At 72.3% G+C, this 25,148-nt stretch carries 23 protein-coding genes; 13 read left to right on the top strand and 10 right to left on the bottom strand.

Annotation, left to right across the window (positions count from 1 at the left end; all coding sequences use genetic code 11):
* Positions 1–28: 28 nt before the first annotated feature.
* From N1F89_RS11615 to N1F89_RS11605, 3 genes are all read left to right on the top strand, one after another.
* Positions 29–3,673, top strand: a complete 3,645-nt coding sequence (locus tag N1F89_RS11615) for a hydantoinase B/oxoprolinase family protein (RefSeq protein WP_290084256.1) — start codon at positions 29–31, stop codon at positions 3,671–3,673.
* Positions 3,674–3,823: 150 nt separating this feature from the next.
* The gene (locus N1F89_RS11610; RefSeq protein ID WP_290084255.1) at positions 3,824–5,062 is read left to right on the top strand and encodes a DUF3419 family protein; all 1,239 of its coding nucleotides are present in this window, start codon (positions 3,824–3,826) and stop codon (positions 5,060–5,062) included.
* A complete protein-coding gene (locus N1F89_RS11605) occupies positions 5,059–5,730 on the top strand; it encodes a class I SAM-dependent methyltransferase (protein ID WP_290084254.1) in 672 nt (223 codons plus the stop codon). The genes N1F89_RS11610 and N1F89_RS11605 overlap by 4 nt, the downstream gene beginning before the upstream one ends.
* A gap of 7 nt (positions 5,731–5,737) precedes the next feature.
* On the opposite strand, the gene N1F89_RS11600 is transcribed toward N1F89_RS11605, so the two are convergent.
* The gene (locus N1F89_RS11600) at positions 5,738–7,114 is read right to left on the bottom strand and encodes a serine hydrolase (protein ID WP_290084253.1); all 1,377 of its coding nucleotides are present in this window, start codon (positions 7,112–7,114) and stop codon (positions 5,738–5,740) included.
* A gap of 194 nt (positions 7,115–7,308) precedes the next feature.
* On the opposite strand from N1F89_RS11600, the gene N1F89_RS11595 reads away from it, so the two are divergent.
* Together N1F89_RS11595 and N1F89_RS11590 are read left to right on the top strand one after the other, a co-directional pair.
* Positions 7,309–8,100, top strand: a complete 792-nt coding sequence (locus N1F89_RS11595; RefSeq protein ID WP_354670321.1) for a GH25 family lysozyme — start codon at positions 7,309–7,311, stop codon at positions 8,098–8,100.
* A gap of 79 nt (positions 8,101–8,179) precedes the next feature.
* Entirely contained in the window at positions 8,180–9,358 is a 1,179-nt protein-coding gene (locus N1F89_RS11590; RefSeq protein WP_290084252.1) for a lytic murein transglycosylase, read from the top strand.
* Positions 9,359–9,467: 109 nt separating this feature from the next.
* Here the strand turns inward: N1F89_RS11590 and N1F89_RS11585 are convergent, their stop codons facing one another.
* The gene (locus N1F89_RS11585; protein WP_290084251.1) at positions 9,468–9,839 is read right to left on the bottom strand and encodes an SPW repeat protein; all 372 of its coding nucleotides are present in this window, start codon (positions 9,837–9,839) and stop codon (positions 9,468–9,470) included.
* A gap of 231 nt (positions 9,840–10,070) precedes the next feature.
* Positions 10,071–11,291, bottom strand: coding sequence for an alanine racemase (locus N1F89_RS11580; protein WP_290084250.1), 1,221 nt, complete (start codon positions 11,289–11,291; stop codon positions 10,071–10,073).
* 159 nt (positions 11,292–11,450) lie between these two features.
* Between N1F89_RS11580 and N1F89_RS11575 the strand changes: the two genes are divergently transcribed.
* Together N1F89_RS11575 and N1F89_RS11570 are read left to right on the top strand one after the other, a co-directional pair.
* Positions 11,451–12,371, top strand: coding sequence for a DMT family transporter (locus N1F89_RS11575; protein ID WP_290084249.1), 921 nt, complete (start codon positions 11,451–11,453; stop codon positions 12,369–12,371).
* A 28-nt stretch (positions 12,372–12,399) separates the two neighbouring features.
* A complete protein-coding gene (locus N1F89_RS11570) occupies positions 12,400–13,686 on the top strand; it encodes an amidase (RefSeq protein ID WP_290084248.1) in 1,287 nt (428 codons plus the stop codon).
* 511 nt (positions 13,687–14,197) lie between these two features.
* Here the strand turns inward: N1F89_RS11570 and metF are convergent.
* Both metF and N1F89_RS11560 read right to left on the bottom strand, forming a co-directional pair.
* Positions 14,198–15,118 (bottom strand): methylenetetrahydrofolate reductase [NAD(P)H], encoded by a 921-nt coding sequence (gene metF, locus N1F89_RS11565; protein WP_290084247.1) that lies wholly within the window; start codon positions 15,116–15,118, stop codon positions 14,198–14,200.
* On the bottom strand, positions 15,118–16,140 hold the full coding sequence (locus N1F89_RS11560; protein ID WP_290084246.1) for a metalloregulator ArsR/SmtB family transcription factor: 1,023 nt from the start codon (positions 16,138–16,140) through the stop codon (positions 15,118–15,120). The genes metF and N1F89_RS11560 overlap by 1 nt, the downstream gene beginning before the upstream one ends.
* Before the next feature lie 45 nt (positions 16,141–16,185).
* Between N1F89_RS11560 and tsaA the strand changes: the two genes are divergently transcribed.
* The gene (gene tsaA, locus N1F89_RS11555; protein ID WP_290084245.1) at positions 16,186–16,719 is read left to right on the top strand and encodes a tRNA (N6-threonylcarbamoyladenosine(37)-N6)-methyltransferase TrmO; all 534 of its coding nucleotides are present in this window, start codon (positions 16,186–16,188) and stop codon (positions 16,717–16,719) included.
* A complete protein-coding gene (locus N1F89_RS11550; protein WP_290084244.1) occupies positions 16,716–17,036 on the top strand; it encodes a DUF2293 domain-containing protein in 321 nt (106 codons plus the stop codon). Before tsaA ends, N1F89_RS11550 begins: the two co-directional genes overlap by 4 nt.
* 28 nt (positions 17,037–17,064) lie before the next feature.
* Here N1F89_RS11550 and N1F89_RS11545 read toward each other — a convergent pair whose 3' ends face one another.
* Both N1F89_RS11545 and N1F89_RS11540 read right to left on the bottom strand, forming a co-directional pair.
* On the bottom strand, positions 17,065–17,682 hold the full coding sequence (locus N1F89_RS11545; RefSeq protein ID WP_290084243.1) for an MOSC domain-containing protein: 618 nt from the start codon (positions 17,680–17,682) through the stop codon (positions 17,065–17,067).
* Between the two features lie 43 nt (positions 17,683–17,725).
* Positions 17,726–18,904 carry a beta-ketoacyl-ACP synthase III gene (locus tag N1F89_RS11540; protein WP_290084242.1) on the bottom strand — a complete coding sequence of 393 codons (1,179 nt, stop codon included), beginning with the start codon at positions 18,902–18,904 and terminating at the stop codon, positions 17,726–17,728.
* Positions 18,905–19,119: 215 nt separating this feature from the next.
* Between N1F89_RS11540 and N1F89_RS11535 the strand changes: the two genes are divergently transcribed.
* The gene (locus N1F89_RS11535) at positions 19,120–19,545 is read left to right on the top strand and encodes a hypothetical protein (RefSeq protein WP_290084241.1); all 426 of its coding nucleotides are present in this window, start codon (positions 19,120–19,122) and stop codon (positions 19,543–19,545) included.
* Positions 19,546–19,558: 13 nt separating this feature from the next.
* Here the strand turns inward: N1F89_RS11535 and N1F89_RS11530 are convergent, their stop codons facing one another.
* The 3 genes from N1F89_RS11530 to ettA form a co-directional block, all read right to left on the bottom strand.
* Positions 19,559–19,936, bottom strand: coding sequence for a response regulator (locus N1F89_RS11530; RefSeq protein ID WP_290084240.1), 378 nt, complete (start codon positions 19,934–19,936; stop codon positions 19,559–19,561).
* Positions 19,933–21,393 (bottom strand): HWE histidine kinase domain-containing protein, encoded by a 1,461-nt coding sequence (locus N1F89_RS11525; protein WP_290084239.1) that lies wholly within the window; start codon positions 21,391–21,393, stop codon positions 19,933–19,935. Before N1F89_RS11525 ends, N1F89_RS11530 begins: the two co-directional genes overlap by 4 nt.
* A gap of 133 nt (positions 21,394–21,526) precedes the next feature.
* Positions 21,527–23,176 carry an energy-dependent translational throttle protein EttA gene (gene ettA, locus N1F89_RS11520; RefSeq protein ID WP_290084238.1) on the bottom strand — a complete coding sequence of 550 codons (1,650 nt, stop codon included), beginning with the start codon at positions 23,174–23,176 and terminating at the stop codon, positions 21,527–21,529.
* 242 nt (positions 23,177–23,418) lie between these two features.
* On the opposite strand from ettA, the gene N1F89_RS11515 reads away from it, so the two are divergent.
* From N1F89_RS11515 to N1F89_RS11505, 3 genes are all read left to right on the top strand, one after another.
* Positions 23,419–23,853, top strand: coding sequence for a curlin (locus N1F89_RS11515; protein WP_290084237.1), 435 nt, complete (start codon positions 23,419–23,421; stop codon positions 23,851–23,853).
* A gap of 60 nt (positions 23,854–23,913) precedes the next feature.
* On the top strand, positions 23,914–24,312 hold the full coding sequence (csgH, locus tag N1F89_RS11510; RefSeq protein ID WP_290084236.1) for a curli-like amyloid fiber formation chaperone CsgH: 399 nt from the start codon (positions 23,914–23,916) through the stop codon (positions 24,310–24,312).
* A gap of 309 nt (positions 24,313–24,621) precedes the next feature.
* Positions 24,622–25,038 carry a curlin gene (locus tag N1F89_RS11505; protein ID WP_290084235.1) on the top strand — a complete coding sequence of 139 codons (417 nt, stop codon included), beginning with the start codon at positions 24,622–24,624 and terminating at the stop codon, positions 25,036–25,038.
* The last annotated feature ends 110 nt before the right edge of the window (positions 25,039–25,148 follow it).

Here is a 25,148-nt window from a genome sequence, read left to right as displayed (position 1 = left end):
TCACGAGCCGACAGGCGGGGAGGACGGCATGGGCGAGGCGCGCTGGGACTTCTGGATCGACCGCGGCGGCACCTTCACCGACGTCATCGGACGCGACCCCGCAGGCCGGCTGCACGCCCGCAAGCTTCTGTCCGACAATCCGGAGGCCTATCGCGATGCCGGCATCAAGGGCATCCGCGAGCTGCTCGGCGTGGCCGACGGCGAGGCGATGCCCTCGCAGCGCATCGGCGAGGTGAAGATGGGCACCACGGTCGCCACCAACGCGCTGCTCGAGCGCAAGGGCGACCGCGTGCTGCTGCTCGTCACCAAGGGCTTCCGCGACGCGCTGAGGATCGCCTACCAGGCGCGGCCCGACATCTTCGCCAAGGAGATCGTGCTGCCCGAGCAGCTCTACGAGCGCGTCATCGAGGTCGAGGAGCGGGTGCGCGCGGACGGCGACGTGGAGACGGTGCCGCATCTCGACGCGGTCGAGGCCGAGATCGCCGCCGCGCGGCGGGACGGCATCGACGCGGTGGCGATCGTCTTCATGCATGCCTGGAACCATCCCGCGCACGAGACGATGGCGGCCAGCCTGTGCCACCGCCTCGGCTTCGCGCAGGTCTCGGTCAGCCACCAGATCTCGCCGCTGATCAAGCTGGTCGGCCGCGGCGACACCACGGTGGTCGACGCCTATCTGTCGCCGATCCTGGCGCGCTACGTGCGGCAGATCGCCGACGAGCTCGGCGTCGACCTCGCCGCCGAGTCCGACCCGGACCAGACGCCGCGCCTCAAGTTCATGATGTCGTCGGGCGGCCTGACGGCGGCCAACCTGTTCCAGGGCAAGGACGCCATCCTGTCGGGCCCGGCCGGCGGCGTGGTCGGCATGGTCGAGACCGCGCGCACCGCCGGCTTCGACAAGGTGATCGGCTTCGACATGGGCGGCACCTCGACCGACGTGACGCACTACGACGGCGACTACGAGCGCGTGCTCGACACCGAGGTGGCCGGTGTGCGCATCCGCGCGCCGATGATGCGCATCCACACCGTGGCCGCCGGCGGCGGCTCGGTGCTGCACTACGAGGACGGGCGCTTCCAGGTCGGCCCGGATTCGGCCGGCGCCAACCCCGGCCCCGCCTGCTACCGGCGCGGCGGGCCGCTCGCCGTCACCGACGCCAACGTGATGCTCGGCAAGCTGCAGCCGGACGTCTTCCCGGCGATCTTCGGCCCCGGCCAGGACCAGCCGCTCGACGCCGACACGGTGCGCCAGCGCTTCGCCGCGCTGGCCGAGCGGATCGGCGACGGGCGCAGCCCCGAGGCGGTGGCCGAGGGGTTCGTCACCATCGCCGTCGAGAACATGGCCAACGCCATCAAGAAGATCTCGGTGCAGCGCGGCTACGACGTGACGCGCTACCTGCTCAACAGCTTCGGCGGCGCCGGCGGCCAGCACGCCTGCCTGGTCGCCGACGCGCTCGGCATGGAGGCGGTGCTCGTCCACCCGATGTCGGGCCTCCTGTCGGCCTACGGCATCGGCCGCGCCGCCGTCTTCGCCTCGCGCCAGCAGGCGCTGATGAAGCCGCTCGCCGACGCCGCGCTTCCCGCCATCCGCATGCAGATCGACGCGCTGCGCCGCGGCGTGATGGGCGAGCTCGCCCGGCAGGGCATCGCCGAAGCGGAGACCGCCTGGCGGGCGCTGCTGCAGGTGCGCTACGACGGCACCGACACGCCGCTCGCCGTGCCCTTCGAGGAGGGCACGGTGGCGGCCGCCCGCGCCGCCTTCGAGGCCGCGCACAAGGCGCAGTTCGGCTTCGTCTACGAGGCCAAGCCGACGGTCGTCGAGGCGGTCGTGGTGGAAGGCATCGACATGCGCGACACCGGGCCGGAGGAGGCCGAGCACGCAACCCGCGAGGCAGCCGCCGAGCCATTCGACCGGCGGCGGATCTTCTGCGACGGCGCCTGGCGCGAGGCCGGCGTCTTCCGCCGCGCCGAGCTGTCGCCCGGCCACCGCGTCGCCGGCCCGGCGCTGCTGATCGAGGACCACCAGACGATCGTGGTCGAGCCGGGCTGGCGCGCCGAGATCACCGCCCGCGACCACGTGCTCTTGCGCCGCAGCGAGCGCAAGGCGCGCCAGGCCGCGCTCGGCACCGAGGCCGACCCGGTGATGCTCGAGGTGTTCAACAACCTGTTCATGTCGATCGCCGAACAGATGGGCGTGACGCTGCAGAACACCGCCTATTCGGTGAACATCAAGGAGCGGCTCGACTTTTCCTGCGCCGTGTTCGACCGGCACGGCGCGCTGGTCGCCAACGCGCCGCACATGCCGGTGCATCTCGGCTCGATGGACCGCTCGGTCGAGACGATCATCCGGCTGAACGCCGGCGCCATCCGGCCGGGCGACGTCTTCGCCCTCAACGCGCCCTACAACGGCGGCACCCACCTGCCCGACATCACCGTGGTCACGCCGGTGTTCGACGAAGAGGCCGAGGCGATCCTCTTCTGGGTCGCCTCGCGCGGCCACCACGCCGATGTCGGCGGCACCGCGCCCGGCTCGATGACGCCGCTCGCCACGACGGTCGACGAGGAGGGCGTGCTGTTCGACAATTTCCGCCTCGTCGAGGGCGGCCGCTTCCGCGAGGCCGAGCTCACCGCGCTTCTCACCGACCACCCGTACCCGGCCCGCAACCCGCACCAGAACGTCGCCGACCTCAAGGCGCAGATCGCCGCCAACGAGAAGGGTGCGGCCGAGCTCAGGAAGATGGTCGCCGGCTTCGGCCTCGACGTGGTCGAGGCCTATATGGGCCACGTCCAGGACAACGCCGCCGAGAGCGTGCGCCGGGTGCTCGAGCGGCTGCCCGAGAGCGCCGCCTACGACTACCCCACCGACACCGGCCAGACGATCCGCGTGCGGATCACCGTCGACCGTCAGGCGCGCCGCGCCACGGTCGACTTCACCGGCACCTCGCCGGCCATGGCCAACAACTTCAACGCGCCCGAGCCGGTGGCGCGCGCGGCCGTGCTCTATGCCTTCCGCGTCATGGTCGAGGGCTCCATCCCGATGAACGCCGGCTGCCTGCGGCCGATCGACATCGTCATCCCGGAGGGCTGCATGCTGCGGCCACGCTATCCGGCCGCCGTGGTGGCCGGCAACGTGGAGACCTCGCAGCACGTCACCAACGCGCTGTTCGGCGCCATGGGCGCGCTCGCCAACGCCCAGGGCACGATGAACAACCTGACCTTCGGCAATGCGCGCTACCAGTACTACGAGACGATCTGCTCAGGCTCGCCGGCCGGCCGCATGAACGACGGCCGCGGCTTCCACGGCACCGCCGGCGTGCACACCCACATGACCAACTCGCGGCTGACCGACCCGGAGGTGCTGGAGCTGCGTTTTCCCGTGCTGCTGGAGGACTTCCACATCCGCACCGGCTCGGGCGGCCGCGGCCGCTGGAACGCCGGCGACGGCACGCGCCGCACGATCCGCTTCCTCGAGACGATGGAGTGCGCCATCCTGTCGTCGCACCGCGACCGGCCGCCGCAGGGCATCGCCGGCGGCGGCGACGGCGCGGTCGGCCGCACCGAGGTGCGCCGCCGCGACGGCACCATCGAGACGCTTCAGGCCTGCGACCAGACGGTGGTCGAGGCCGGCGAGGCGGTGATCGTGACGACGCCGACGGCCGGCGGCTACGGCAAGGCCTGACGGCGCGCCGGCGGCCTGGCGAACGCAGGCCGCCGCCCGCCGTCGCGCCGCTCTCCCCCGCCTGCGTCACACGACCGTCGCGAAACCGTCACGGGCCGGTTACCGGCGCGCGCTAGCCGGGGCGAACGCCACCAGTCGGGATTCGCCCCCATGACCGACCTGTCCGCCGGCCTCGGCCGGCCCTCCGCCCGCCCCGTCGCCCGCGCCATGTGCCGCAGCCGCGCGCTGTCGCGCACCGGCCTGTCGGAGCGCCTGTTCGCCCTCGCCTTCTCCGGCCTCGTCTACCCGCAGATCTGGGAGGACCCGGAGGTCGACATGGAGGCGATGGCGCTCGGCCCGGGCCACCGCGTCGTCGCCATCGCCTCGGGCGGCTGCAACGTGCTGGCCTATCTCGCACGCTCGCCGGCGCGCATCGACGCCGTCGACCTCAACGCCGCGCATGTCGCGCTCAACCGGTTGAAGCTCGCCGCCTTCGCGGCGCTGCCGAGCCATGCCGCGCTGTTCCGCTTTCTCGGCGAGGGCGGGCCGGGCAACAGCGCCACCTACGACCGCATGATCGCGCCGCGCCTCGACGCGGCCACGCGCCGCCACTTCGAGGCGCGGCGCTGGACCGGCCGGCGCCGCATCGCCGCCTTCGACGGCAACTTCCACCGCACCGGCCTGCTCGGCCTGTTCATCGGCCTAGGCCACCGCGTCGCCCGGCTGCACGGCGTCGACCCGGCCGGGATCATGCAGGCGCGCACGCCGCGCGAGCAGCGCCGCTTCTTCGACGAGCACCTGGCACCGCTGTTCGACCGACCGCTGGTGCGCTGGGCGACCGGCCGCCGCGCCTCGCTGTTCGGGCTCGGCATCCCGCCGGCGCAGTACGACGCGCTGCGCGGCGGGCGCAGCATGGCGGCCGTCCTGTCGGCGCGGCTGGAAAAGCTCGCCTGCCACTTTCCCCTCAGCCACAACTACTTCGCCTGGCAGGCCTTCGCGCGGCGCTATCCGAAGCCCGGCGAGGCCGCGCTGCCGCCCTATCTGGCGCCGGAGAACCACGCCACGATCCGCGCCAATGTCGGCCGCGTCGCGCTGCACAATGTCAGCGTCACCGAGCTGCTCGCCGGCAAGCCGGCGGCGAGCGTCGACCGCTTCGTGCTGCTCGACGCGCAGGACTGGATGACCGACGCCCAGCTCGACGCGCTGTGGCGCGAGATCACCCGCACCGCCGCGCCCGGCGCGCACGTCATCTTCCGCACCGCCGCCGCCCCGTCGCTGCTGCCCGGCCGGCTCGACCCCGCGCTGCTCGACCGCTGGCGTTACGAGGCAGCGCGCTCGCGCGCGCTGACGGCGCGCGACCGCTCGGCGATCTACGGCGGCTTCCACCTCTACGTGAAGACGGGCGCATGAGCGTGCACGCGCCGCCGCGCGACGGCCATGCCGGGCTGATGGACGCCGTCTATCGCCGCCAGCGCCACGTCTACGACCTCACCCGCAAGTTCTACCTGCTCGGCCGCGACGGCATGCTCGACGCGCTCGCCGTGCCGCCGGGCGGCACGGTCCTGGAGCTCGGCTGCGGCACCGGCCGCAACCTGGTCCTGGCGGCGCGGCGCTACCCCGCGGCCCGCCTCTACGGGCTCGACATCTCGGCCGCCATGCTGGAGACGGCGCGCCGCAGCCTCGCGCGCGAGCATCTCGACGACATGGTGGCGCTGGCCGCCGGCGACGCGAGCGCCTTCGATGCGCAAGCGCTGTTCGGCCGGCGCCGCTTCGACCGCGTCTACGTCTCCTACGCGCTGTCGATGATTCCGGACTGGCGGCAGGCGATCGCCGCCGGCCTCGACGCGCTGGCGCCGGGCGGCGCGCTGCACGTGGTCGATTTCGGCCGCCAGGAGCGGCTGCCCGGCTGGTGCCGCGCCGGGCTCGCCGCCTGGCTGGCCCGGTTCCATGTCAGCCCGCGTGAAGAGCTGCGTGACGTGCTCGAATCGGAATCGCACGACCGCGGCGCAAGCCTCGCATTCGAAACGCTTTTCCGCGGCTATGCCGTGCGCGCCGCGGTGCGGCTGCCGGCCTCCTGAGCCGGGGTCAGCGCAGCGCCGCCGCCAGCGCCGCGACCATCGCCTGCGGCCGGTAGCCGAGGTCGGACGGCGTCAGCCCCATGCGCACCACGACGAGGTCGCGCGAGGGAATGACGGTCACCGTCTGGCCATCGTGGCCGCGCAGCCAGTAGGCGTCGTCGGGCAGGTCGTGGCCGGCATCGGGATCGGCGTCCTCGGCCAGCCCGGCATCCGGCCCCTCGAGCCAGACGTGCCGGCCGTAGCGCCCGCCGGACACCTCGGTCGGCGTGCGCATCCACGCGACATAGCCCTCCGGCAGGAGGCGCTCGCCCTGCCACACGCCGTCGCGCAGCAGCAGCAGCCCGAAGCGCGCCCAGTCGCGCGCCGTGGCGTAGAGATAGGACGAGCCGACGAAGGTGCCGCGCGCATCGGTCTCCAGGACGGCGCTGGTCATGCCGAGCGGCCCGAACAGCACCGTGCGCGGCCAGGCCCGCGCCGCATCGCCGCCGCCCGCCGCCTCCTGCCACACGCGCGACAGCAGCACCGAGGTGCCGCTCGAATAGCTGAAGACGCTGCCCGGTTCCGCCTCGAGCGGCTGGGCGGCGGCGAAGCCGGCCATGTCGGGCTCGAGATAGAGCATGCGGGTGACGTCGGCGACGGCGCCGTAGTCCTCGTTGAAGGCGAGCCCGCTCGCCATGGCGAGCAGTCCGGCGACGTCGATCGCCGCGCGGCCGTCGTCCTGCCAGCGCTCGAACAGCCCGTCGGCCGCGCGCGTCAGCATCCCCTCGCCGATCGCCCGGCCGACCAGCGCGGCCGTCACCGTCTTGGTCATCGACCAGCCGAGCAGCGGCGTCTCGGCGGCGAAGCCCTCTCCATAGCGCTCGGCCACGATGCGCCCGCCATGCACGACCACCACCGCGCGCATGCCCGGCCCGGTCATCGCATCGTCGTCGAGGACGGCGGCGAGCGCGGGGTCCTGCGAGGCCGCCAACCGCTCGCCCTGCGGCCACGGCGCGTCGCCGGCCGGCGCGGCCGCCGGCGGCGGGGCGGTGAACCGGCGCGCGGCGTCGAGATCGCCGTCGGGCACCGCCGCGCAGCCCGCGCCCTCGCGGTGGACGGCCAGGCCGCCGCCGAACAGGCCGAAGATGCCGGCCTCCACCGTGCCGGCCTCGCGGTCGACGTCGACCGACACCAGCCTGAGCAGCGGGTGGCCCGGCGCCTGCACGTCGACGGCCAGCACGGTGTCGCCGTCGCGGCCGGCGAGGAAGACGTTGGAGCACACGATCTTGGCCGCATAGCCGGAGGCGACGCGCAGCTCGCCCGGCGGCGCGACGTAGAACCACACGACGACCGCCGCCAAGAGCGCCACGATGAGCGCCAGCAGCCACACCAGGATGCGCCCCATGCCATTTCCTTTCGCGGCGGCGCCGGTTGCCCTTGAATCGCCGCCATTCGGCCCATGATCGGCCGCCACTGTCGATCCTGGTGCGGCGAAAATCAATGCTGCCGCAGGGGCAGCGCGTGACGGGCGCGCGGCGATCGCGTATGGAAGGGTGCAAGCGCATGACACCGTCGATTCGAGGGGGAACGTCCCTGCTGATCCGCCGTCTCGCGATCCTCGCCAGCGCCGCAGTCCTGAGCGCCTGCACCAGCGGCGGCATGGACATGGCCGACCTCGTGCCGACGGCCGGTGCGGCGGTGGGCGAGCTGCGCTTCGCCGATTCCGACCCGCACGACTGGCAGGCCCGGGCGCCGTGGAGCTATCCGGTGCACGGCACCGACGTGTCGAAGTATCAGGGCGACATCGACTGGACCGAGGCGCGCGAGAACGGCATCTCCTTCGCCTTCATCAAGGCGACCGAGGGCGGCGACCGCGTCGACGACTATTTCGCGCAGAACTGGCGCGCCGCGCGCGCCGCCGGCATCGCCCGCGGCGCCTATCACTTCTACTATTTCTGCCGTCCGGCGATCGAGCAGGCGCGCTGGTTCATCAAGACGGTGCCGAACGACCCGTCCGCGCTGCCGCCGGTGCTCGACATGGAGTGGAACCCGTTCTCGCCGTCCTGCCGGCTGCGGCCCGAGCCCGAAGTGGTGCGCCGCGAGATGCGCGTCTTCCTCGACGCCGTCGAGCGGCACTACGGCAAGCGGCCGATCATCTACACCTCGATCGACTTCTTCGACGACAACGACCTCGCCCGCTTCAAGGGCTATCCGTTCTGGCTGCGCTCGGTGGCCGGCCATCCCGACGAGAAGTACGGCGACCACCCCTGGGTGTTCTGGCAATACACCGGCACCGGCGTCGTGCCCGGCATCACCGGCGACGCCGACATCAACGTCTTCAACGGCAGCCCGTCGGCCTGGCGGAGCTGGCTCGAGGCCAATGCCGGCTGAGGCCGGCCGCACAGCGCCCGTTTCCCGCGCCACGCCGGCCGGCGGCCAAAGCCCCCATCTTGCCAGACAGGAGCAAGCGATGAGACCGACCCCGATCCTCTGCGCGGCCGCGCTCGCCGCCGCCCTCGCCACCCCCGCCGCAGCGCAGCAATGCGGCGGCGACTTCGCCCAGTGGCGCGCCGGCGTGCGCGCCGAGGCCGAGGCGGCCGGCGTCGGCCGGCGCGGCCTCGACGCGCTGGCGCAGGCGCGGCTCGATCAGCGCGTCATCGACTTCGACCGCGGCCAGCGCGTCTTCACCCAGACCTTCAACGAATTCGCCGGCCGCATGATCAACGACTACCGGCTGACGAACGGCGCGGCCAATCTGCGCCGCTACGCCGACACCTTCGCGCGGGCGGAATCGGAGTTCGGCGTGCCCGGCCCGGTCATCACCGCCTTCTGGGCGCTGGAGACCGATTTCGGCGCCGTGCAGGGCGACTTCTCCACCCTCAATGCGCTGACGACCTTGGCGCACGACTGCCGCCGGCCGGAGATCTTCCGCCCGCAGCTCGTCGCGCTGCTCAAGCTGATCGACCGCGGCGTGGTGCCGGCCGGCGTCGAGGGTGCGTGGGCGGGCGAGATCGGCCAGATGCAGATGCTGCCGAGCGACTACATCGAGAAGGGCGTCGACGGCGACGGCGACGGCCGCATCGACCTCAAGGCCAGCAAGCCCGACGCCATCCTGACGGCTGCCAACAAGATCCGCGCGCTCGGCTGGCGCGCCGGCGAGCCGTGGATGGACGAGATCCGCGTGCCGGCCGACCTGCCCTGGGCCGAGACCGGTCGCGTCAACGCCAAGCCGCGCGCGCAATGGGCCGCGCTCGGCGTGACCCTGCGCGACGGCAGCCCGCTGCCGGCCGACGACCTGCCGGCCGGCGTGGTGCTGCCGATGGGCCACAAGGGGCCGGCCTTCCTCGTCTACCCCAACTACGACGTCTATCTGGAGTGGAACGAGTCGCTGATCTACACGCTGACGGCGGCCCAGCTCGCGCGCCGCTTCGCCGGCGCGCCGCGCTTCGACCGGCAGAACCCGGAGCCCGGCCTGGCGCCCGAGACGATGAAGCAGCTGCAGACCAAGCTCAAGGCGCGCGGCCACGACGTCGGCGGCGTCGACGGCATCCTCGGGGTCAAGACGCGCGAGGCGGTGCGCCGGGAACAGCTCCGCCTCGGCTTTCCGGCCGACGGCTGGCCGACGCCGGCGCTGCTCGCCAATCTCTGAGGCCGGGCCGTCCGCCGGCGGTCGGCGCCAAACGGGCGGCCGAAAGCCCGGCCGCGCCCCGCCGGAGGCGGCCTGTCATGCGGGTCGCGGCGGCCGCTCGCGCGCGCGCTCAGCCGGCGGTGCCTGCGCCTTCGTCCTGCCGGGCGGCGACGATGCCCCAGACCGCCACGGCGATCAGCAGCAGGCCGACGATATAGGCGTTCCAGGCCGCGCTCTGCTCGGCCGCATAGGCGAGCGCCCAGGGCGAGACGAACAGCCAGGCGCCCAGCACCAGGTTCGCCCACTCCTCCCACTCGGCCATCCTGGCCATGGCGCCGACGGCGAGCGCGCCGACGATGACGGCGACGATCCAGGCGTTCCATGCCCAGGCGCCCGCCGCGACGGCCGGCAGGATCCACGGCGCTATGAACAGCCATACCGCCAGGATCAGGGCGATCCAGTTCGGCACCTGGTTGGCGCTTGCTGCGGAGTTGCTAGCCATAACCTGCCTCCCTTTCAGCGGTTACAGCGCGTTAACACTCCGTGAAGCGGCGGCGTTCCCGCCGTCAAGGCAGCCATGCGCGTGGTGCAGACCTGCCATGCCGCGCGGCGCTCCGCCGGCCGGCGGAGCCTGGAGCGTTTCCAGGCACGGTGGAAACCGGCTCGCCGTTCGCAAACGCGTCAAGACAATGACTTGGAGCCGATCCGCGATGCCGTGAAAAGCAGATCGGTTCTAGTCCGCCATGGTCTCGAGGCTGGCGAAGCCCTCGGGCGCGCTGCCCTCGTCGAACGGCGTCGTCACCTCCACGAAGGTGTCGGGATAGAAGCCGTTGAAGCGGGTGCGCAGCGCCATGGAATAGGCGCCGATATGGCCGATCTCGATCCAGTCGCCGGTGTCGACCGTCTCCGGCAGCCAGAACGGCCGCGACAGGATGTCGACCGAATCGCAGGTCGCCCCGCACACCCGGAACGGCACGATGTTGGCCGGGTCGCCGTTGCGGCTGCGGATCGCCGGATCGGCGATGAAGCGGGCCGGCAGCGTGATCTTGCCGGTCCACGAATCCGACAGCGAGGCCCAGATGCCGTCGTTGATGTAGAGCCGCCGGCCCTTGCGCAGCAGCACGCGCACGATCAGCGAGAAGGCGCGCGCCACGATCACCCGGCCCGGCTCGGCGACCAGCGGCAGGTCGTCGAAGCCCCATTCGGCGATGTCGGCGTCGAGCCGCGCCATGATCTCCTCGAGCGAGGGCAGCACCGGCTTCCTGCGGTTGGGGTCGTGGCCGTATTCGGCGGGAAAGCCGCCGCCCACGTCGAGCGCGGCGAGCGGCACGCCGGCCCGGTTGCGCACCCAGTCGGCCGAGGCGAGCGCCCGCTCGTAGGTGTCGGGATCCTCGATCTGGCTGCCGACGTGGAAGCACAGGCCGACGCGGTAGCCGGTGCGCGCCAGCCGGCGCAGCAGCTCGACCGCCTGCGCCGGCGCCGCGCCGAACTTCTTCGACAGCTCGTAGGCGGCATGGCCCTTGGTCTGCAGCCGCACGAACACGGTGAGGCCGCCGGGGTCTACGTCGAGCGCGCGCACCACGCGGGTGAGCTTGGTCACCTCGTCCTCGTGGTCGACGGCGATGGTGCGGATGCCGTAGCCTTCCAGCGCCAGGCGGATGTCGGACTGCGCCTTGACCGGGTGCATGTAGAGCATCTCGGCATCCGGCGCGACGCCGCGCACGGCGGCGAACTCGGCCGGCGAGGCGACGTCGAAGGCGCGGACGCCGGCCTCGGCCAGCGTCTTCAGCACCATGGGCTCGCCGTTGGTCTTCACCGCATAGGCGGTCTTGCCGGAAAACAGCGCCATGAAGCGCCGCGCATCGGCCTTCAGCACCTCCGGCCGGAAGCAGTAGACCGGCTGGTCGGGCCGCATCTCCAGCGCGGCGTGTCGGGCGTCGTCGAATCGCTGCATGAAATCTCCCTGCCGTCCCGGGAAGCCTAGAACCTTTGCCCCCGTTGTAAACGCGCCGCCGCGGGTCCGGTCGCAAATCGGGTGGCGCGGGACGCGCCGGCCAGCCTAGCGTCGCGCGCACGACATCGGGGTGACGGCAGCGGAACGGAGGCGTGGTGAATGACGACGACATCGGGCGAAAGGAAGGTCGCGGCACCGATCGCGGCGCGCGACTGGGCAATGATCCTGACGCTCGGCGCGGTGTGGGGCGGTTCCTTCTTCTTCGCCCGCATCGCGGTGGCCGAGATGCCGCCGCTGGCGCTGGTGCTGTTCCGCGTCGCCATCGCCGCGGCCGTGCTGCAGCTCTGGCTGGCCGTGCGCGGCCCCGCCTTCCGCCCCGACCGGCGGCTGGCCGGGCGCTTTCTCGTGATGGGCTTTCTCAACAACGCCCTGCCCTTCTCGCTGATCTTCGCCGGCCAGACGGCACTCGGCGCGGGGCTCGCCTCGGTGCTCAACGCCACGACCCCGTTCTGGACAGCGCTGATCGCCGACCGGCTGACGGCCGACGAGAAGCTGTCGGCGCGCAAGGCCGCCGGCATCGGCATCGGCATTGCCGGCACCGCGGTGATGCTGGCGCCGGGCCTCGTCTCGGGGCTCGGCGGGCCGCTGTGGGCCAAGCTGTGCCTGCTCGGTGCGGCGGTCGCCTATGCCTTCGCCTTCCTCTACGCGCGGCGCTTCCGCGGCGTGCCGGCGCCGCTGGTGGCGACCGGCCAGCTCACCGCCTCGACGGCGGTCATGCTGCCGGTCGTGCTGGCGCTGCACCAGCCGGCCGCCCTGTTCGCCGTCGGCGGCGGCACCTGGGCGGCGATCGTCGGCCTCGCGGTGCTGTCGACGGCCTTCGCCTACATCCTCTATTTCCGCATCGTCGCCTCGGCCGGCGCCACCAACGCCTCGCTGGTCACCCTCGTGGTGCCGGTCAGCGCCCTGCTGCTCGGCACGCTGCTGCTCGGCGAGCGGCTCGCCGGCTACGAGATCGCCGGCATGGCGCTGATCGGCCTCGGCCTGCTCACCATTGACGGCCGGCTGTTCGCCCGGCGATAGCTGAGCGGAGCGGAACAGGGGGATGGCCATGCAATCGTTTCTGGCGCTTCGCGCGGCGATCGAGGCGGACAGGCTGACGGCCGAGGCGGCGGTGGCGCAGAGCCTCGAGGAGATCGCCGCGCGCGAGGCGCAGATCGGCGCCTTCGAGGCGCTCGCCCCGCGCGATGCCGCGCTCGCCGCGGCCGCGCGCGCCGGCGGCCCGCTCGCCGGCATCGCGCTCGGCGTCAAGGACATCTTCGACACGCACGACCTGCCGACCACCTACGGCTCGCCGGTCTTCGCCGGCCACCGGCCGCCGGTCGACGCGGCGGTCGTCGCCATGGCGCGGAGCGCCGGCGCCACGGTCGTCGGCAAGACGGTGACGACGGAATACGCCTTCCTCCAGCCCGGCCGCACGGTCAACCCGCACGACCCCGCCCACACGCCCGGCGGCTCGTCGTCGGGCTCGGCGGCGGCCGTCGCCGCGGGCATGATCCCCGCGGCCATCGGCACCCAGACCGGCGGCTCGGTGATCCGCCCGGCCTCCTTCTGCGGCGTGGCCGGCTACAAGCCGAGCTTCCGCCTGGTGCCGGCGACCGGCATGAAGACCTTCTCCTGGTCGCTCGACACGGTCGGCTTCTTCGCCGCCGGCGTGGCCGACGTGGCGGCGTTCGCCGCCGCGCTGACCGGCCGCCCGCTCGCCGTCGAGCCGGTCGACGCGCCGGCCCTGCGCATCGGTGTCTATCGCGGCGCGATCTGGCAGCGGGCGAGCGCGGCGATGCGCGATGCGGTCGAGCGCGCGGCCGCGCTGGCCGAGGCGGCCGGCGCGCAGCTCGCCGCCGCCGACGAGCCCGAGGCGCTCGCCGCCGCGCGCGAGGCGCACGCCACGGTGCAGAATCACGAGGCCGCGCGCGCGCTCGCCGGCGATTTTGCGCTGCACGCCGCGCGCCTGAGCCCGGTGCTGCGCGAGACGCTGGAGGCCGGCTTCGCCATCGCGCCCGAGGCCTATGACCGCGCCCGCGCGCTCGCCCGGCGCGGCCGCCACATCGCCGGCACCCTGTTCGCCGACCACGACGTGCTGATCGCGCCGGCAGCGCCGGGCGCGGCGCCGGCCGGGCTCGAGACGACCGGCGATCCGCTGTTCAACAAGCTGTGGACGCTGACCGGCAACCCCTGCGTCGCCGTGCCGGGGCTGACCGACGCCGCCGGCCTGCCGCTCGGCGTGCAGGTGATCGCCCGCTTCGGCCGCGACCGCACCGCGCTTTCGGTCGCCCACTGGCTCGAAGGGCTGCTCGCCGCGCCCGCACGCCCGGCGACAGCCGTTAACAGCCCGTGAACGACACCGTTTCGCGAGCGATTTCAACGCGCAAGGCGGCGGCCGGGCACAGCTTTTCCCAACCCTCTCGCATTGCAGCATAATTTCTTCTTGCGGGGCCGCCAAAGCGGTCTAGATTCAAGGGTCCATTCTGCAGAGAGGAGGCTGTGCAATGGGACTGACAAGGCCGCTTAATGCGCTCATGCTGTGTGCCGCATTCGCCGTCGTCGGCGCCCTGATCATCGGGGTCCTGCCCTAGGCGGCGCCCGCACAGGAGACCGGCCGCCGCGCCCGCGCGTCGGCCCCACGAACAACCACCGCAAGCAGCAATCGGACAGGACGGTCGCCGGAAGACGAGAATCGGGCTGAAGACGAGAATCGGGCTCAAGCATCGCAAGACCCGGAAGCGCGAAGCCACCGACGACCGGCCGGGAACAACGGCAAGAAGATCCGCAGACATGGCGAGGGGCCGGCATCGACCGGCCCTTCGTGCTGTCGGACGCGTGCCGTCGCAGGCCGGCGCGACGCCGCCTCAGGCCGCCGCGGGCTGCGCCTGGGCGCCCGGCTGACCGGCGCGGATGCCGATCATGTGGCAGATGGCGAACACCAAGTCGGCCCGGTTCATCGTGTAGAAGTGGAAATCGAACACGCCGCGCTCGACCAGGTCGAGCACCTGCTCGGCCGCCACCGCCGCGGCGATCAGCGCATGGGTCTGCGGGTCGTTCTCCAGCCCCTCGAAGCGCTCGGCCAGCCACGCCGGCACATGCGCGCCGCAGCGCGCCGAGAAGTTCGCCACCTGGCGGAAATTGTGCACCGGCAGGATGCCCGGCACGATCGGGATGTAGATGCCGGCGCGCCGCGCCCGCTCGACGTAGCGCTCGTAGACGTCGTTGTCGAAGAAGAACTGGGTGATGGCCCGCGTGGCGCCGGCATCCACCTTGCGCTTCAGCATCTCGATGTCGGTGGCGAAGTCCGGACTTTCGGGGTGCTTTTCGGGATAGGCGGAGACCGAGATGTCGAAATCGCCGAGCGCCCGCAGCCCGCCGACCAGCTCGGCACCGTTGGCATAGCCCTGCGGATGCGGCCGGTAGGCCGCGCCGACGCCCTCCGGCGGATCGCCGCGCAGCGCCACGAAGCGCTGCACGCCCATCGCCGCGAAATCGCCGATCACCGCGTCGACCTCGGCGCGCGAGGCGTCGACGCAGGTCAGATGCGCGGCCGGCGTCAGGTCGGTCTCCGTCAGGATGCGGCGCACGGTGCGCGCGGTGCGCTCGCGCGTCGTGCCGCCCGCCCCGTAGGTGACGGAGACGAAATGCGGGTTGAGCGGGCGCAGGCGGCTCACCGTCTGCCACAGCCGCTCTTCCATCTCGTCCGTCTTGGGCGGGAAGAACTCGAACGACACCCGCACCTTGTCGCCGATGTCGGGCCGGCGGGAGAGGCGGAATTGGGACATCAGGCTTTCTCCGGTTCGCCGGCCCGCGGCGTCTCGGCGTCGTCGGCAACGAGCAGACGCCGGTCGCGGGCCAGCCACAGTTTCACGGTCAGGCCGGCGGCGGCGTCGCCGCGCGGCGCGAAGTCTTCGACGGCCTCGAGGTCGAGGCCCGCCTCGTCGAGCCACTCGGCCATCTGCGCGTCGGCGAAGCCGAGCCGCAGATGGGCGTGCTCCTCGCGCAGGAACTCGAGCGCGTGCGGCGCGAAGTCGACGACGATCAGCCGCCCGGCCGGGCGCAGCAGGCGGGCGGCCTCGAGCAGCGCGCGTGCCGGGTCCTCGGCGTAGTGCAGCACCTGGTGCATGGTCACCAGGTCGTGCGCGCCGCGCTCCACCGGCGGGTCGACGATGTCGCCGAGCCGCACCTGGGCGTGCGTCACCCCGGCGCGGTCGAGATTGGCGCGCGCCACCGCCAGCATCTCGCGCGAGAAGTCGATGCCGACGCCGCGCTGGTAGAGCGGCGCCAGCAGGACGAGAAGCCGGCCGGTGCCGGTGCCCAGATCGACCATCGAGCCGAACGGCCGCGCGCCGACCAGCGCCGTCAGCGCCGTCTCGACCGCCTGGTCGGCGACGTGCAGCGAGCGGATCTGGTCCCAGCGCGCGGCGTTCTCGCGGAAGAACTCCGCCGCGCGCTCCTGGCGCCGCCGCTTGACGGCGGCCAGCCGCTCGCGGTCGCGCTCGAGCTGGCCGTCGGCCGGGTCGAGCCGCGCCACCACGCCGTGCACGAACTCGCGCGCCGCCTCGCCGTCGGACAGCCGGAAATAGGCCCAGGAGCCCTCCTGGTAGCGCGCGATGAGCTCGGCATCGAGCAACAGCCGCAGATGGCGCGAGACGCGCGGCTGCGACTGGTTGAGGATCTCGGTCAGATCCGACACGGTGAGATCGCCCTGCGCGAGCAGCACCAGGATGCGCAGGCGGCTGGATTCGGCGGCCGCCTTCAGGGTATCAACCATGGTGTCGAAATCGATCGCGCGGCGCGTCAGCATTCCCAGCTCCGAAAAGACATAAACATATGTTTATATCGAATTGCCATGTCTGACAAGCAGGCGCCGCAAGACAGCCCGCCGCGCCCCGGCGAGCTGCGGCTCGCCGACGATCCGGCCGCCGCGCCGGGCGATGCCTCGGTCGTGTTCATCGGCCGCGTGCGCTCGCCCTGGACGCGGCGCGAGGACTGCCCGAAGAACATGAGCCAGGCGCGCGAGCGCGGCGGCGCCGGCCGGGTCGAGGTCGCCGCGCCCTTCCGGGCCGGGCTTGCCGGGCTGGAGCGCTTCAGCCATGTGGTGCTGCTGACCTGGTTCGACCGCGCCGGCCGCGACCTGATCGTGCAGCATCCGAAGCACGCCGCGGTGGCGCGCGGCGTCTTCGCCCTGCGCTCGCCGGTGCGGCCCAATCCGATCGGCATGCATGTGGCCCGGCTCGAGGCGCTCGACGCGGCGGCGGGCGTGCTGCACCTCGACGCCATCGACGTGCTCGACGGCACGCCGCTGCTCGACATCAAGCCCTATTTCGCCTCCATCGACGCCTTTCCCGAAGCCGCGCGCCCCGCCGACGACGGCCGCCGGTGACGGCGCGCACCGGCCGCCAGCGCGCCATCGCCAAGGCGCTGACGGCGCTGCTGCCGCTCGCGCCGCTCGCCGACATCGAGGCGATCCGCGCCCAGGCCGGCGCCCGGCACATGCGCGACCTGCCGCCGGCGATCGCCGTCTGGCTGGCCACCGTCAGCCATGTGCGCCACGCCCACACCGACTACGACGCGCTGCTCGACGACGGCTACGACCGCGACGCGGCGCGCTTCTTCGTGGTCGACGACATCAACCGCGTGCTGACCGCCTGGCGCGCCACCCGGCTGCTCGACCCCGACGCCGACGACGACGGCGACTGAGCGCCGCCGACCCGGTCGACCGCCGCGGTCAGGGCCGGTAGATCCACTGCTCGGGCACGCGCACCGACACCGCCTCGCCCGGCGCGATGGTGCCCGGCTTCTCCACCCAGGCGACGAGGCCGCGCAGCCGCCGCGCCACCCGGGCGAACAGCAGTGCCCCCGCCTCGCGGTCGGCCATGCGGGCATGCTCGGCCACCGCGCGTCCGGCGACGCGGCACGGGGCGTTCTGCCCGTCGACCTTGAGCGTCGCCCCGCCGGAGAAGAAGAAGAGCGTGCCGGCGGGCAGCATCGACAGCGCCGGCACGCCGTCGATCACCAGATTGGCGCCGAGCCAGTGCGGCTCGACCGCGCGCAGGCCCATCGCCGCGGCGATGCGCGCCAGCTCGTCGCCGGCGACGATGGAAAGCTGACGCGCGTTGCGCATCTCGGTGCCGCGCGGATACCACGGCTCGCGGCCGCCCGCGCGCCGCGTCAGGCCGGCATGGAGATCGCCCTCGATTCCCGCGAAGCTCAGCCGCAGCTCGGGCACGGCGCGGGTCTCGAAATGGTCGAAGGGAGCGACGAGGGTTTCCGTCACCCGGCCGGCGAGCTTGCGCCCCGGCAGGACCTCCGGCTCGTCGTCGCGCCTGGCCAGCGGATCGCGCATCGGCCGCCCCCATGCCCCGCGGCGCGTCGCGCGCCGGCGGCCGTCACATCATGCGCATCAGCGCGCCGCCGATCGAGTAGCCGGCGCCGAAGGCGCACAAAAGCCCGTACTCGTCGCGCGCCATGTCGGCGTGGTTTTCCGACAGCGCCACGATCGCGCCGGCGGCCGCCGTGTTGCCGAGCCGCTCCAGCACCATCGGCGCGCGGTCGTGGTCGACCGTATGGCCGAATGACAGCTTGAGGATCATCGCGTTCATGCGCGCATTGGCCTGGTGCAGCCAGAAGCGGCGGATGGTGTGCGGCGTGTGGCCGTGCTCGGCCAGGAAGTCGACGATGAAGCGGTGGCCGGCGACGGTCACCTCCTTGAAGACCTTGTTGCCGACCTGCTTGATCATGTTGCCGTCCATGTGGACGACCGAGGTGTCGTCCTGGGCGGCGCGGTTGAGGAAGCCGAAATTCGAGCGGATGTTGTTGGAGAACTGCGTCCAGCAGCGCGTGTCGACGATCTCGAAGCGGCCCGGCCGCTCGGCGTCCCCCTCCATGCCCTCGACCAGCATCGCCACCGAGGCGTCGCCGAAGATGAAGTGGGTCTGCCGGTCGCGGAAGTTCAGATGGCCGGTGACGATCTCCGGCGTGACGACGAGCACGCGCTTCTGCGCGCCGGTGCGCACCAGGTTGGTCGCCACGTGCAGCCCGGCCAGCGCCGAGGAGCAGCCGAGCCCCATGTCGAAGCCGGCGCCGCCGCAGCCGAGCGCGTTCTGGATCTCGATGCCGAGCGCCGGATAGGGCCGCTGGTGATGCGAGGCCGCGCAGATCACCATGTCGACGTCCTCGGGCGCGGTGCCGGCATGGGCCAGCGCCTTGCGCGCCGCCGCGACGCCGAACTCGGCCATCACCGACAGCTCGTCGTCGCCGCGCGCGGGAATGCGCGGCGCCATCCGCTCGGGGTCGAGGATGCCCGCGCGGTCGAGCACGTGGCGCTCGCGGATGCCCGAGGCGTAGTCGATGAACTCGGTATCGGATTTGTCGAGCAGCGGCCGGCCGTCGCCCTGCCGCCGCGCGTTCTCCGCGTCGACCCAGCGGTTGAAGCTGTCGACCAGCTCCTCGTTGGTGATGAAGGCCTCGGGGATTTCGGCGCCGATGCCGCTGACGCACACGCGGGCCAGCGGCCTTTGCGCGTTGGCGACGGCGGCGGCGTCGCGCTTGTCGGTGCGCTGTAGCATTGTCTTGCCTGCTCGTGGGCCGGAGACCGGAACGTCCAGCCTCGACCTTGCCGCAACAGGGTTTATGGGAGGTAAAGCGCAAGTCAAGGCCGCGGCCCGAAGATTCGCCGCCGCGCCGCGCCATCGGCGGGCCGGTGCGCTTTACCGGCAACAGGGCCTGGCGTATCGTTGCGCGCAGACGGGGAGCATGACGGCCTGTGACGGAGGATGCCCGCATGCCTGCCACCACCCGCTTTGCCCGCCGCGCCGCCGGCGCGCTCGTCGCTCTGCCGCTTCTCGCCGCGCCGCTCGCCGCCGCCGACCTGTCCTGCGAGGGGCTGGTGCCGCTCGGCCAGCGCATGATCTGCCCCGGCTTCGAGCCCAACTGGGCGGTCGAGCTCGTGTGTTCCGGCGAGACGATGACGGCCAACTTCATCGACGCGTTCTCCGGCGCCGACATCGCGACGACGCCCGGCACCGTGGCCTTCTCCGGCCAGGCGCCATGGGTCTTCGAGACCAGCCATCCGGTGGCCGGCAGCATCGCCTACACGCCCGGCGGCTGCACCGACGAGAGCGACCGGGTCTACGACTTCACCTTCGCGCCGACGGCCGCGCCGGGGTTGTCCGGCCCCTTCTACCCGTTCTGCTGCCGCATCGAATGAGCCCGGGCGGCGCTCAGTCCGCCAGCGCCCGACGCAGAGCGCGCGCCAGATCGGCCGCCAGATAGGGCTTCTGCAGGACCGGCCGCGTCGCCCAGCCTTCCGCCAGCCCCTCGCGGCCGTAGCCGGTGGCGAAGACGACCGGGATGCCGGCCGCCGCGAGCCGCTCGGCGAGCGGGAAGACCGGCCGGCCGCCGACATTGACGTCGAGCACGGCGGCGTCCACCGCCACGCCCTCGGCCAGCATCGCCTCCGCCGCGTCGAAGCGCATCGCCGGGCCGACGACCGCGCAGCCGAGCTCCTCGAGCATCATCTCGAGGTTCATCGCCACCAGCGCCTCGTCCTCGACGACGAAGATCCTGAGGCCCTGAAGACCCGTCGCGCCGCCGTTCATCGCCACACCCCCAGCACCGCATCGCCGGGCAGCGCGAGCCGGCACGAAAAGCCCTCCGGCGCATAGTCGACGTCGCAGGTGCCGCCGAGCTCGCCGGCGACGAACCCCTCGATGATGCGGCTGCCGAAGCCGCGCCGCGTCGGCGGGCTGACCGGCGGTCCGCCGCGCTCGCGCCATTCGACGGAGAGCCCTTCGCCGGCCGCGGCGACGCGCCAGCGCAGCCCCACCGTGCCGGTGTCGTTCGACAGCGCGCCATACTTGGCCGCGTTGGTCGCCAGCTCGTGGACGACCAGCGCGACGGCGATCGAGGCCTTGGGCGTCAGCATGACCGCCGGCCCGTCGAGCTCGAGCCGGCTCTCGTCATAGGCGGCCAGCCCGTTGTCGAGCAGCGTGCGCAGCTCGGCGCTCGACCACTCCTCGCGGCTCAAGAGGTTGTGCGCGTTCGACAGCGCCATGATGCGCGCCTCGAAGCTGCGCCGCGCGGTGGCGAGGTCGGGCGCGCTGCGCAGCGTCTGCGAGGCGATCGACTGCACCGAGGCCAGCGTGTTCTTGACCCGGTGGTTGAGCTCGTCGAGCAGCAGCCGCTGGCGGCGCTGGGTGCGCACCGTCTCGGTGCGGTCCATGCCCTGCACGAACACGCCGGTGATGCGGCCGTGCGCGTCGCGGATGGCATCGTAGGAGAAATCGAGGAAGCTTTCCTGCAGCGGCTGGCCCGGCGTGCGGCGCAGCATCACGCGCATCGCCTCGCCGCCGGCCGGCTCGCCGCTGGCGTAGACCGCGTCGAGCATCTCGAGGAAGCCCTGCCCCTCGATCTCGGGCAGCGCCTCGCGCACCGGCTTGCCGACCAGCGCCCGCTCGCCGACCAGCCTGGCATAGGCGTCGTTGGCGAAGGTGAAGACGTGGTCGGGGCCCGACAGCACGGCGAAGAAGCCCGGCGCCTGCTGGAACAGGCGGCGGAAGTCCGCACTTTCGGCCATCAGCGCCCGGTGCTGCTCCTCCGCCTCGCGGGCGCGCTCGAGGAGCTGCGTTTCGCCGGAGCGGAACGGCAGGTTGGCCGCCTCGCGCAGCCGCACGATGTCGGTCACGTCGACCGTGTTCTGCATCAGGAAGGCAACCGCGCCGCCGGCGTCGCGGATCGGGATGTGGGTGGCCGTCCAGTAGCGCTTCTCCATGCCGCCGCCCTGCGCCTCGGGGCGCGGGATGTCGTAGGGGATGAATGCGACGGTGTCGGTCTCGCCGGTCTCGAAGACGCGGCTGAAGGAGGCCTTCAGGCGCCGGCCGCCCTCGCCCTCGTTGGGAAAGAGCTCGAACAGGCCGCGGCCCATCAGCTCCTCGCGCCGACGCATGGTGACCCGCTCGTAGGCGGCGTTGGCCGCGACGAAGCGCCACTCGCGATCGATCACCATGTGCGGACTCGACAGCGCGTCGAAGAGCCGCTCGAAGTTCACGTCTGCCATAGACCCCCAAAGCCGGTCCGTGCCGGATCCCGACGCAAAACGCGCCAGCCGCGATAAGGTTTCACGGCGGGCGCCGGAAAGCAGCGCGCGGCAGCGGCACGGCCGGCCGCTGCCGGAGGGCCTGCGCCGGGCCCTATCGCGTCAGCCGCTTGTAGGTGACGCGGCGCGGGTTGACGCTTTCGGGGCCGAGGCGGCGCACCTTGTCGGCCTCGTAGTCCTCGAAATTGCCCTCGAACCATTCGACGTGGCTGTCGCCCTCGAAGGCGAGGATGTGGGTCGCCAGGCGGTCGAGGAACATGCGGTCGTGGCTGATGATGACGGCGCAGCCGGCGAACGCCTCGAGCGCGTCCTCGAGCGCGGCCAGCGTCTCGGTGTCGAGGTCGTTGGTCGGCTCGTCGAGCAGGATGACGTTGCCGCCTTCCTTCAGCAGCTTGGCCATGTGCACGCGGTTGCGCTGGCCGCCCGACAGCGTGCCAACCTTCTGCTGCTGGTCGCCGCCCTTGAAGTTGAACGAGGAGCAGTAGGCGCGCGAGTTCACCTCGTGCTTGCCGAGCTTGATGACGTCGTTGCCGCCGGAGATCTCCTCCCACACCGTCTTGTTGGGATCGAGCGCGTCGCGGCTCTGGTCGACATAGCCGAGCTTGACGGTGTCGCCGATGCGGATCTCGCCGCCGTCGGGCGTCTCCTGGCCGGTCATCATGCGGAACAGCGTCGTCTTGCCGGCGCCGTTCGGGCCGATCACGCCGACGATGCCGCCGGGCGGCAGCTTGAACGACAGGTCGTCGATCAGCAGCCGGTCGCCATAGCCCTTCGACACGCCGTCGAGCTCGATCACCTGGTCGCCGAGCCGCTCGCCGGCCGGGATGATGATCTGCGCGTCGCCCGGCCGCCGTTCCGAGGCGGCCTTGACCAGCTCGTCATAGGCGCGGATGCGCGCCTTCGACTTGGCCTGGCGCGCCTTCGGGCTGGCGGCGATCCACTCGCGCTCGCGCTCCAGCGCCTTCTGCCGCGCCGCCTCCTCGCGGCCCTCCTGGGCCATGCGCTTGGCCTTCTTCTCCAGATAGGCGGTGTAGTTGCCCTCGTAGGGAATGCCGCGGCCGCGGTCGAGCTCGAGGATCCAGCCCGTCACGTTGTCGAGGAAGTAGCGGTCGTGGGTGATGATCAGCACGGCGCCGGGATACTCGCGCAGGTGCTTTTCCAGCCACGCCGTCGTCTCGGCGTCGAGGTGGTTGGTCGGCTCGTCGAGCAGCAGCAGGTCGGGCTGGCGCAGCAGGAGCTGGCACAGCGCCACGCGGCGCTTCTCGCCGCCCGACAGATTGTCGATCGAGGCCTCGGCCGGCGGGCAGCGCAGCGCCTCCATGGCCATCTCGACCTGGCTGTCGAGATCCCACAGGTTCTTCGCGTCGATCTCGTCCTGCAGCTTCGACGCCTCCTCGGCCGTCTCGTCCGAGTAGTTCATCATCAGCTCGTTGTAGCGCTCGAGGATGGCCTTCTTGTCGGCCACGCCCTCCATCACGTTGCCCATCACGTTGAGCGCCGGATCGAGCTCGGGCTCCTGCGGCAGATAGCCCGAGGTCGCCCCCTCGGCGAGCCACGCTTCGCCGGCAAACTCCTTGTCGAGGCCGGCCATGATGCGCAGCACGGTCGACTTGCCGGCGCCGTTCGGGCCGAGGATGCCGATCTTGGCGTCGGGGTAGAACGACAGGTTGACGTTCTCCAGCACCTTCTTGGGGCCGTAGGCCTTGGAGAGGCCGGACATGTGATAGATGAACTGGCGTGCCATGGGGCGCGTCGCACTCCGTGTCTCGAACGCGGGAAGAGGTGAAGTCGCGGCGTATGTAGGCGAAACCGCAAGATGGGGCAATGCGGCCCGGCGGCCGCCGCGCGGCCGCCCGGTGACCCGGCCGCCCGGGCGCGGCGGGGCGGTGAACGCCCGCTGAACGGCCGATTCAGCCCGCGTTCCGCCGCGCCCTGCCAGGGTCGCCACGTTCACCCGAACGACGTATCGCAACCCCGGAGCACAACATGACCCGCAAGCACATCGTCGCCGGCGCGCTCGCCGTCCTCGTCGGCCTTTCCTCCGTCCCGGCCATGGCCAACAGCATCTGGATCGAGCAGAACGGCTGGAACCACTCCGTCGGCGGCCGCCATGACGGCCGGCACAACGAGATCGGCGTCTACCAGAACGGCTGGCGCAACGGCGCCGTCGCCGAGCAGCGCGGCCGCCGCAATCTCAGCGCCATCGGCCAGGACGGCGCCCGCAACCGCGCCGTCACCGACCAGCGCGGCCGCGACAACGCCGCCGGCGCCGGCCAGTTCGGCCGCGACCACAACGCGATCATCATCCAGGACGGCAACGGCAACATCGCCGCCGGTGTCCAGGTCGGCCGCGGCTGCGACGCCGAGGCGCGGCAGAACGGCAACGGCAACGTGGCGGCGATCGTCCAGACCTGCCGCTGACCGGCACGCCGGCCGGCCGCCCGCCCGCGGGCCGGCCGGCCGCCAACCATGGAGGCCATCATGGCAAGACGATCCCTTCGCACCGGCCTGGCGCTGGCGCCGCTCGCAGCGCTCGCCGGCGTCGCGGCGGCCGGCACGGACCAGGCAACGCCGGCCCGCGCACACGACGCCCCGTTCGCCTGCGCGATCGAGAGCGAGCGCGCCGGCGGCATGACGACGATCCGCGGCGTGGCAAGCAGCGACACCGCGATTTCCGGCAGCTACCGCCTGAGCGTCGACGGCGGCGGCGGCGCCGGCAGCGCGCGCATCAGCCAGGGCGGCGCCTTCTCCGCCGCCCCGCGCGCGCCGGCCGCGCTCGGCCGGGTGACGCTGAGCGACGGCGTCTACGAGGTGCGCCTGGCGCTCGAGGCGGCGGGCGAGACCGTCATCTGCGAGGCGCTGGTCGGCGGCCGCGTCTGACGGCACATCGCGGCACGGCCCGCCACAGCGCGCGCCGGTCACGGCACCCGCCTTCTGGAGCCGATCTGCTTTTCACGAGATCGCAGATCGGCTCCAAATCATTGTTTTCACACGTTTTCCGAACGGAAAACCGGTTTCCACCTCGCCTGGAAACACTTTGAGTTTCGGCGCCCGCGCCCGCGCGGCCCGGTTTCTAAACGAAGTCTGAACGGCCGGTTCCGCGCCGGTTCAGCCGCACCGCCCCACGGTGCGCACACGGCCGCAAGGACCGGCCGCCACCCGCAAGCCCCACGCCATGGAGACCCGACCATGACCCGCATCGCCACGATCCCCCTCGCCGCCGGTCTGATCGCCGCCACGCTCGGCACCGCCGGCCTCGCCACGCCGGCGGCCGCCGGCGGCTCCTTCAGCATCACCATCGAGGGCAACAGCCCCGAATCGCGCCGCGCGCTGCGCACCGGGCTGGAGCTCTACTCCGCCTACAACGCCGTGCGCAGCGGCGCCGCCATCCGCCAGAACGGGCGCGGCAACCGCGCCGGCATCCGCCAGGACGGCCGCGGCAACCGCGGCATCGTGCACCAGGAGGGCGACGGCCACAGCGGCACGCTCGACCAGCGCGGCGCGCGCAACGCCTACGGGCTGTTCCAGTTCGGCCGCAACACCGAGGCGCATGTCGTCCAGCGCGGCCGCGGCCGCACCGGCGCCACCTTCCAGTACGGCTGGTAGCCCGGCCGCCCCGCCCGGCGCCGGCGACGGCGTTTCGCGCCGCCGGCCACGGCGGGGCTTGCCAAGCCGGCGCGGACAACCGACATGTCCGGTAAGGCCATGGTGGCGTG

The organism is Aquibium sp. A9E412 (assembly GCF_030398335.1).
GTDB lineage: Bacteria > Pseudomonadota > Alphaproteobacteria > Rhizobiales > Rhizobiaceae > A9E412.
The sequence above is the reverse complement of the archived record's forward strand: the minus strand, read 5'-3'. Positions and strand labels throughout refer to the sequence as shown.

Excerpts from the sequence above, each read along its gene's own strand:
- N1F89_RS11615 (WP_290084256.1), top strand. The coding sequence starts at position 29 with ATGGGCGAGGCGCGCTGGGACTTCTGGATCGACCGCGGCGGCACCTTC.
- N1F89_RS11610 (WP_290084255.1), top strand. The coding sequence starts at position 3,824 with ATGACCGACCTGTCCGCCGGCCTCGGCCGGCCCTCCGCCCGCCCCGTC.
- N1F89_RS11605 (WP_290084254.1), top strand. The coding sequence starts at position 5,059 with ATGAGCGTGCACGCGCCGCCGCGCGACGGCCATGCCGGGCTGATGGAC.
- N1F89_RS11600 (WP_290084253.1), bottom strand. The coding sequence starts at position 7,114 with ATGGGGCGCATCCTGGTGTGGCTGCTGGCGCTCATCGTGGCGCTCTTG.
- N1F89_RS11590 (WP_290084252.1), top strand. The coding sequence starts at position 8,180 with ATGAGACCGACCCCGATCCTCTGCGCGGCCGCGCTCGCCGCCGCCCTC.
- N1F89_RS11585 (WP_290084251.1), bottom strand. The coding sequence starts at position 9,839 with ATGGCTAGCAACTCCGCAGCAAGCGCCAACCAGGTGCCGAACTGGATC.
- N1F89_RS11580 (WP_290084250.1), bottom strand. The coding sequence starts at position 11,291 with ATGCAGCGATTCGACGACGCCCGACACGCCGCGCTGGAGATGCGGCCC.
- N1F89_RS11575 (WP_290084249.1), top strand. The coding sequence starts at position 11,451 with ATGACGACGACATCGGGCGAAAGGAAGGTCGCGGCACCGATCGCGGCG.
- N1F89_RS11570 (WP_290084248.1), top strand. The coding sequence starts at position 12,400 with ATGCAATCGTTTCTGGCGCTTCGCGCGGCGATCGAGGCGGACAGGCTG.
- metF (WP_290084247.1), bottom strand. The coding sequence starts at position 15,118 with ATGTCCCAATTCCGCCTCTCCCGCCGGCCCGACATCGGCGACAAGGTG.
- N1F89_RS11560 (WP_290084246.1), bottom strand. The coding sequence starts at position 16,140 with ATGCTGACGCGCCGCGCGATCGATTTCGACACCATGGTTGATACCCTG.
- tsaA (WP_290084245.1), top strand. The coding sequence starts at position 16,186 with ATGTCTGACAAGCAGGCGCCGCAAGACAGCCCGCCGCGCCCCGGCGAG.
- N1F89_RS11545 (WP_290084243.1), bottom strand. The coding sequence starts at position 17,682 with ATGCGCGATCCGCTGGCCAGGCGCGACGACGAGCCGGAGGTCCTGCCG.
- N1F89_RS11540 (WP_290084242.1), bottom strand. The coding sequence starts at position 18,904 with ATGCTACAGCGCACCGACAAGCGCGACGCCGCCGCCGTCGCCAACGCG.
- N1F89_RS11535 (WP_290084241.1), top strand. The coding sequence starts at position 19,120 with ATGCCTGCCACCACCCGCTTTGCCCGCCGCGCCGCCGGCGCGCTCGTC.
- N1F89_RS11530 (WP_290084240.1), bottom strand. The coding sequence starts at position 19,936 with ATGAACGGCGGCGCGACGGGTCTTCAGGGCCTCAGGATCTTCGTCGTC.
- N1F89_RS11525 (WP_290084239.1), bottom strand. The coding sequence starts at position 21,393 with ATGGCAGACGTGAACTTCGAGCGGCTCTTCGACGCGCTGTCGAGTCCG.
- ettA (WP_290084238.1), bottom strand. The coding sequence starts at position 23,176 with ATGGCACGCCAGTTCATCTATCACATGTCCGGCCTCTCCAAGGCCTAC.
- N1F89_RS11515 (WP_290084237.1), top strand. The coding sequence starts at position 23,419 with ATGACCCGCAAGCACATCGTCGCCGGCGCGCTCGCCGTCCTCGTCGGC.
- csgH (WP_290084236.1), top strand. The coding sequence starts at position 23,914 with ATGGCAAGACGATCCCTTCGCACCGGCCTGGCGCTGGCGCCGCTCGCA.
- N1F89_RS11505 (WP_290084235.1), top strand. The coding sequence starts at position 24,622 with ATGACCCGCATCGCCACGATCCCCCTCGCCGCCGGTCTGATCGCCGCC.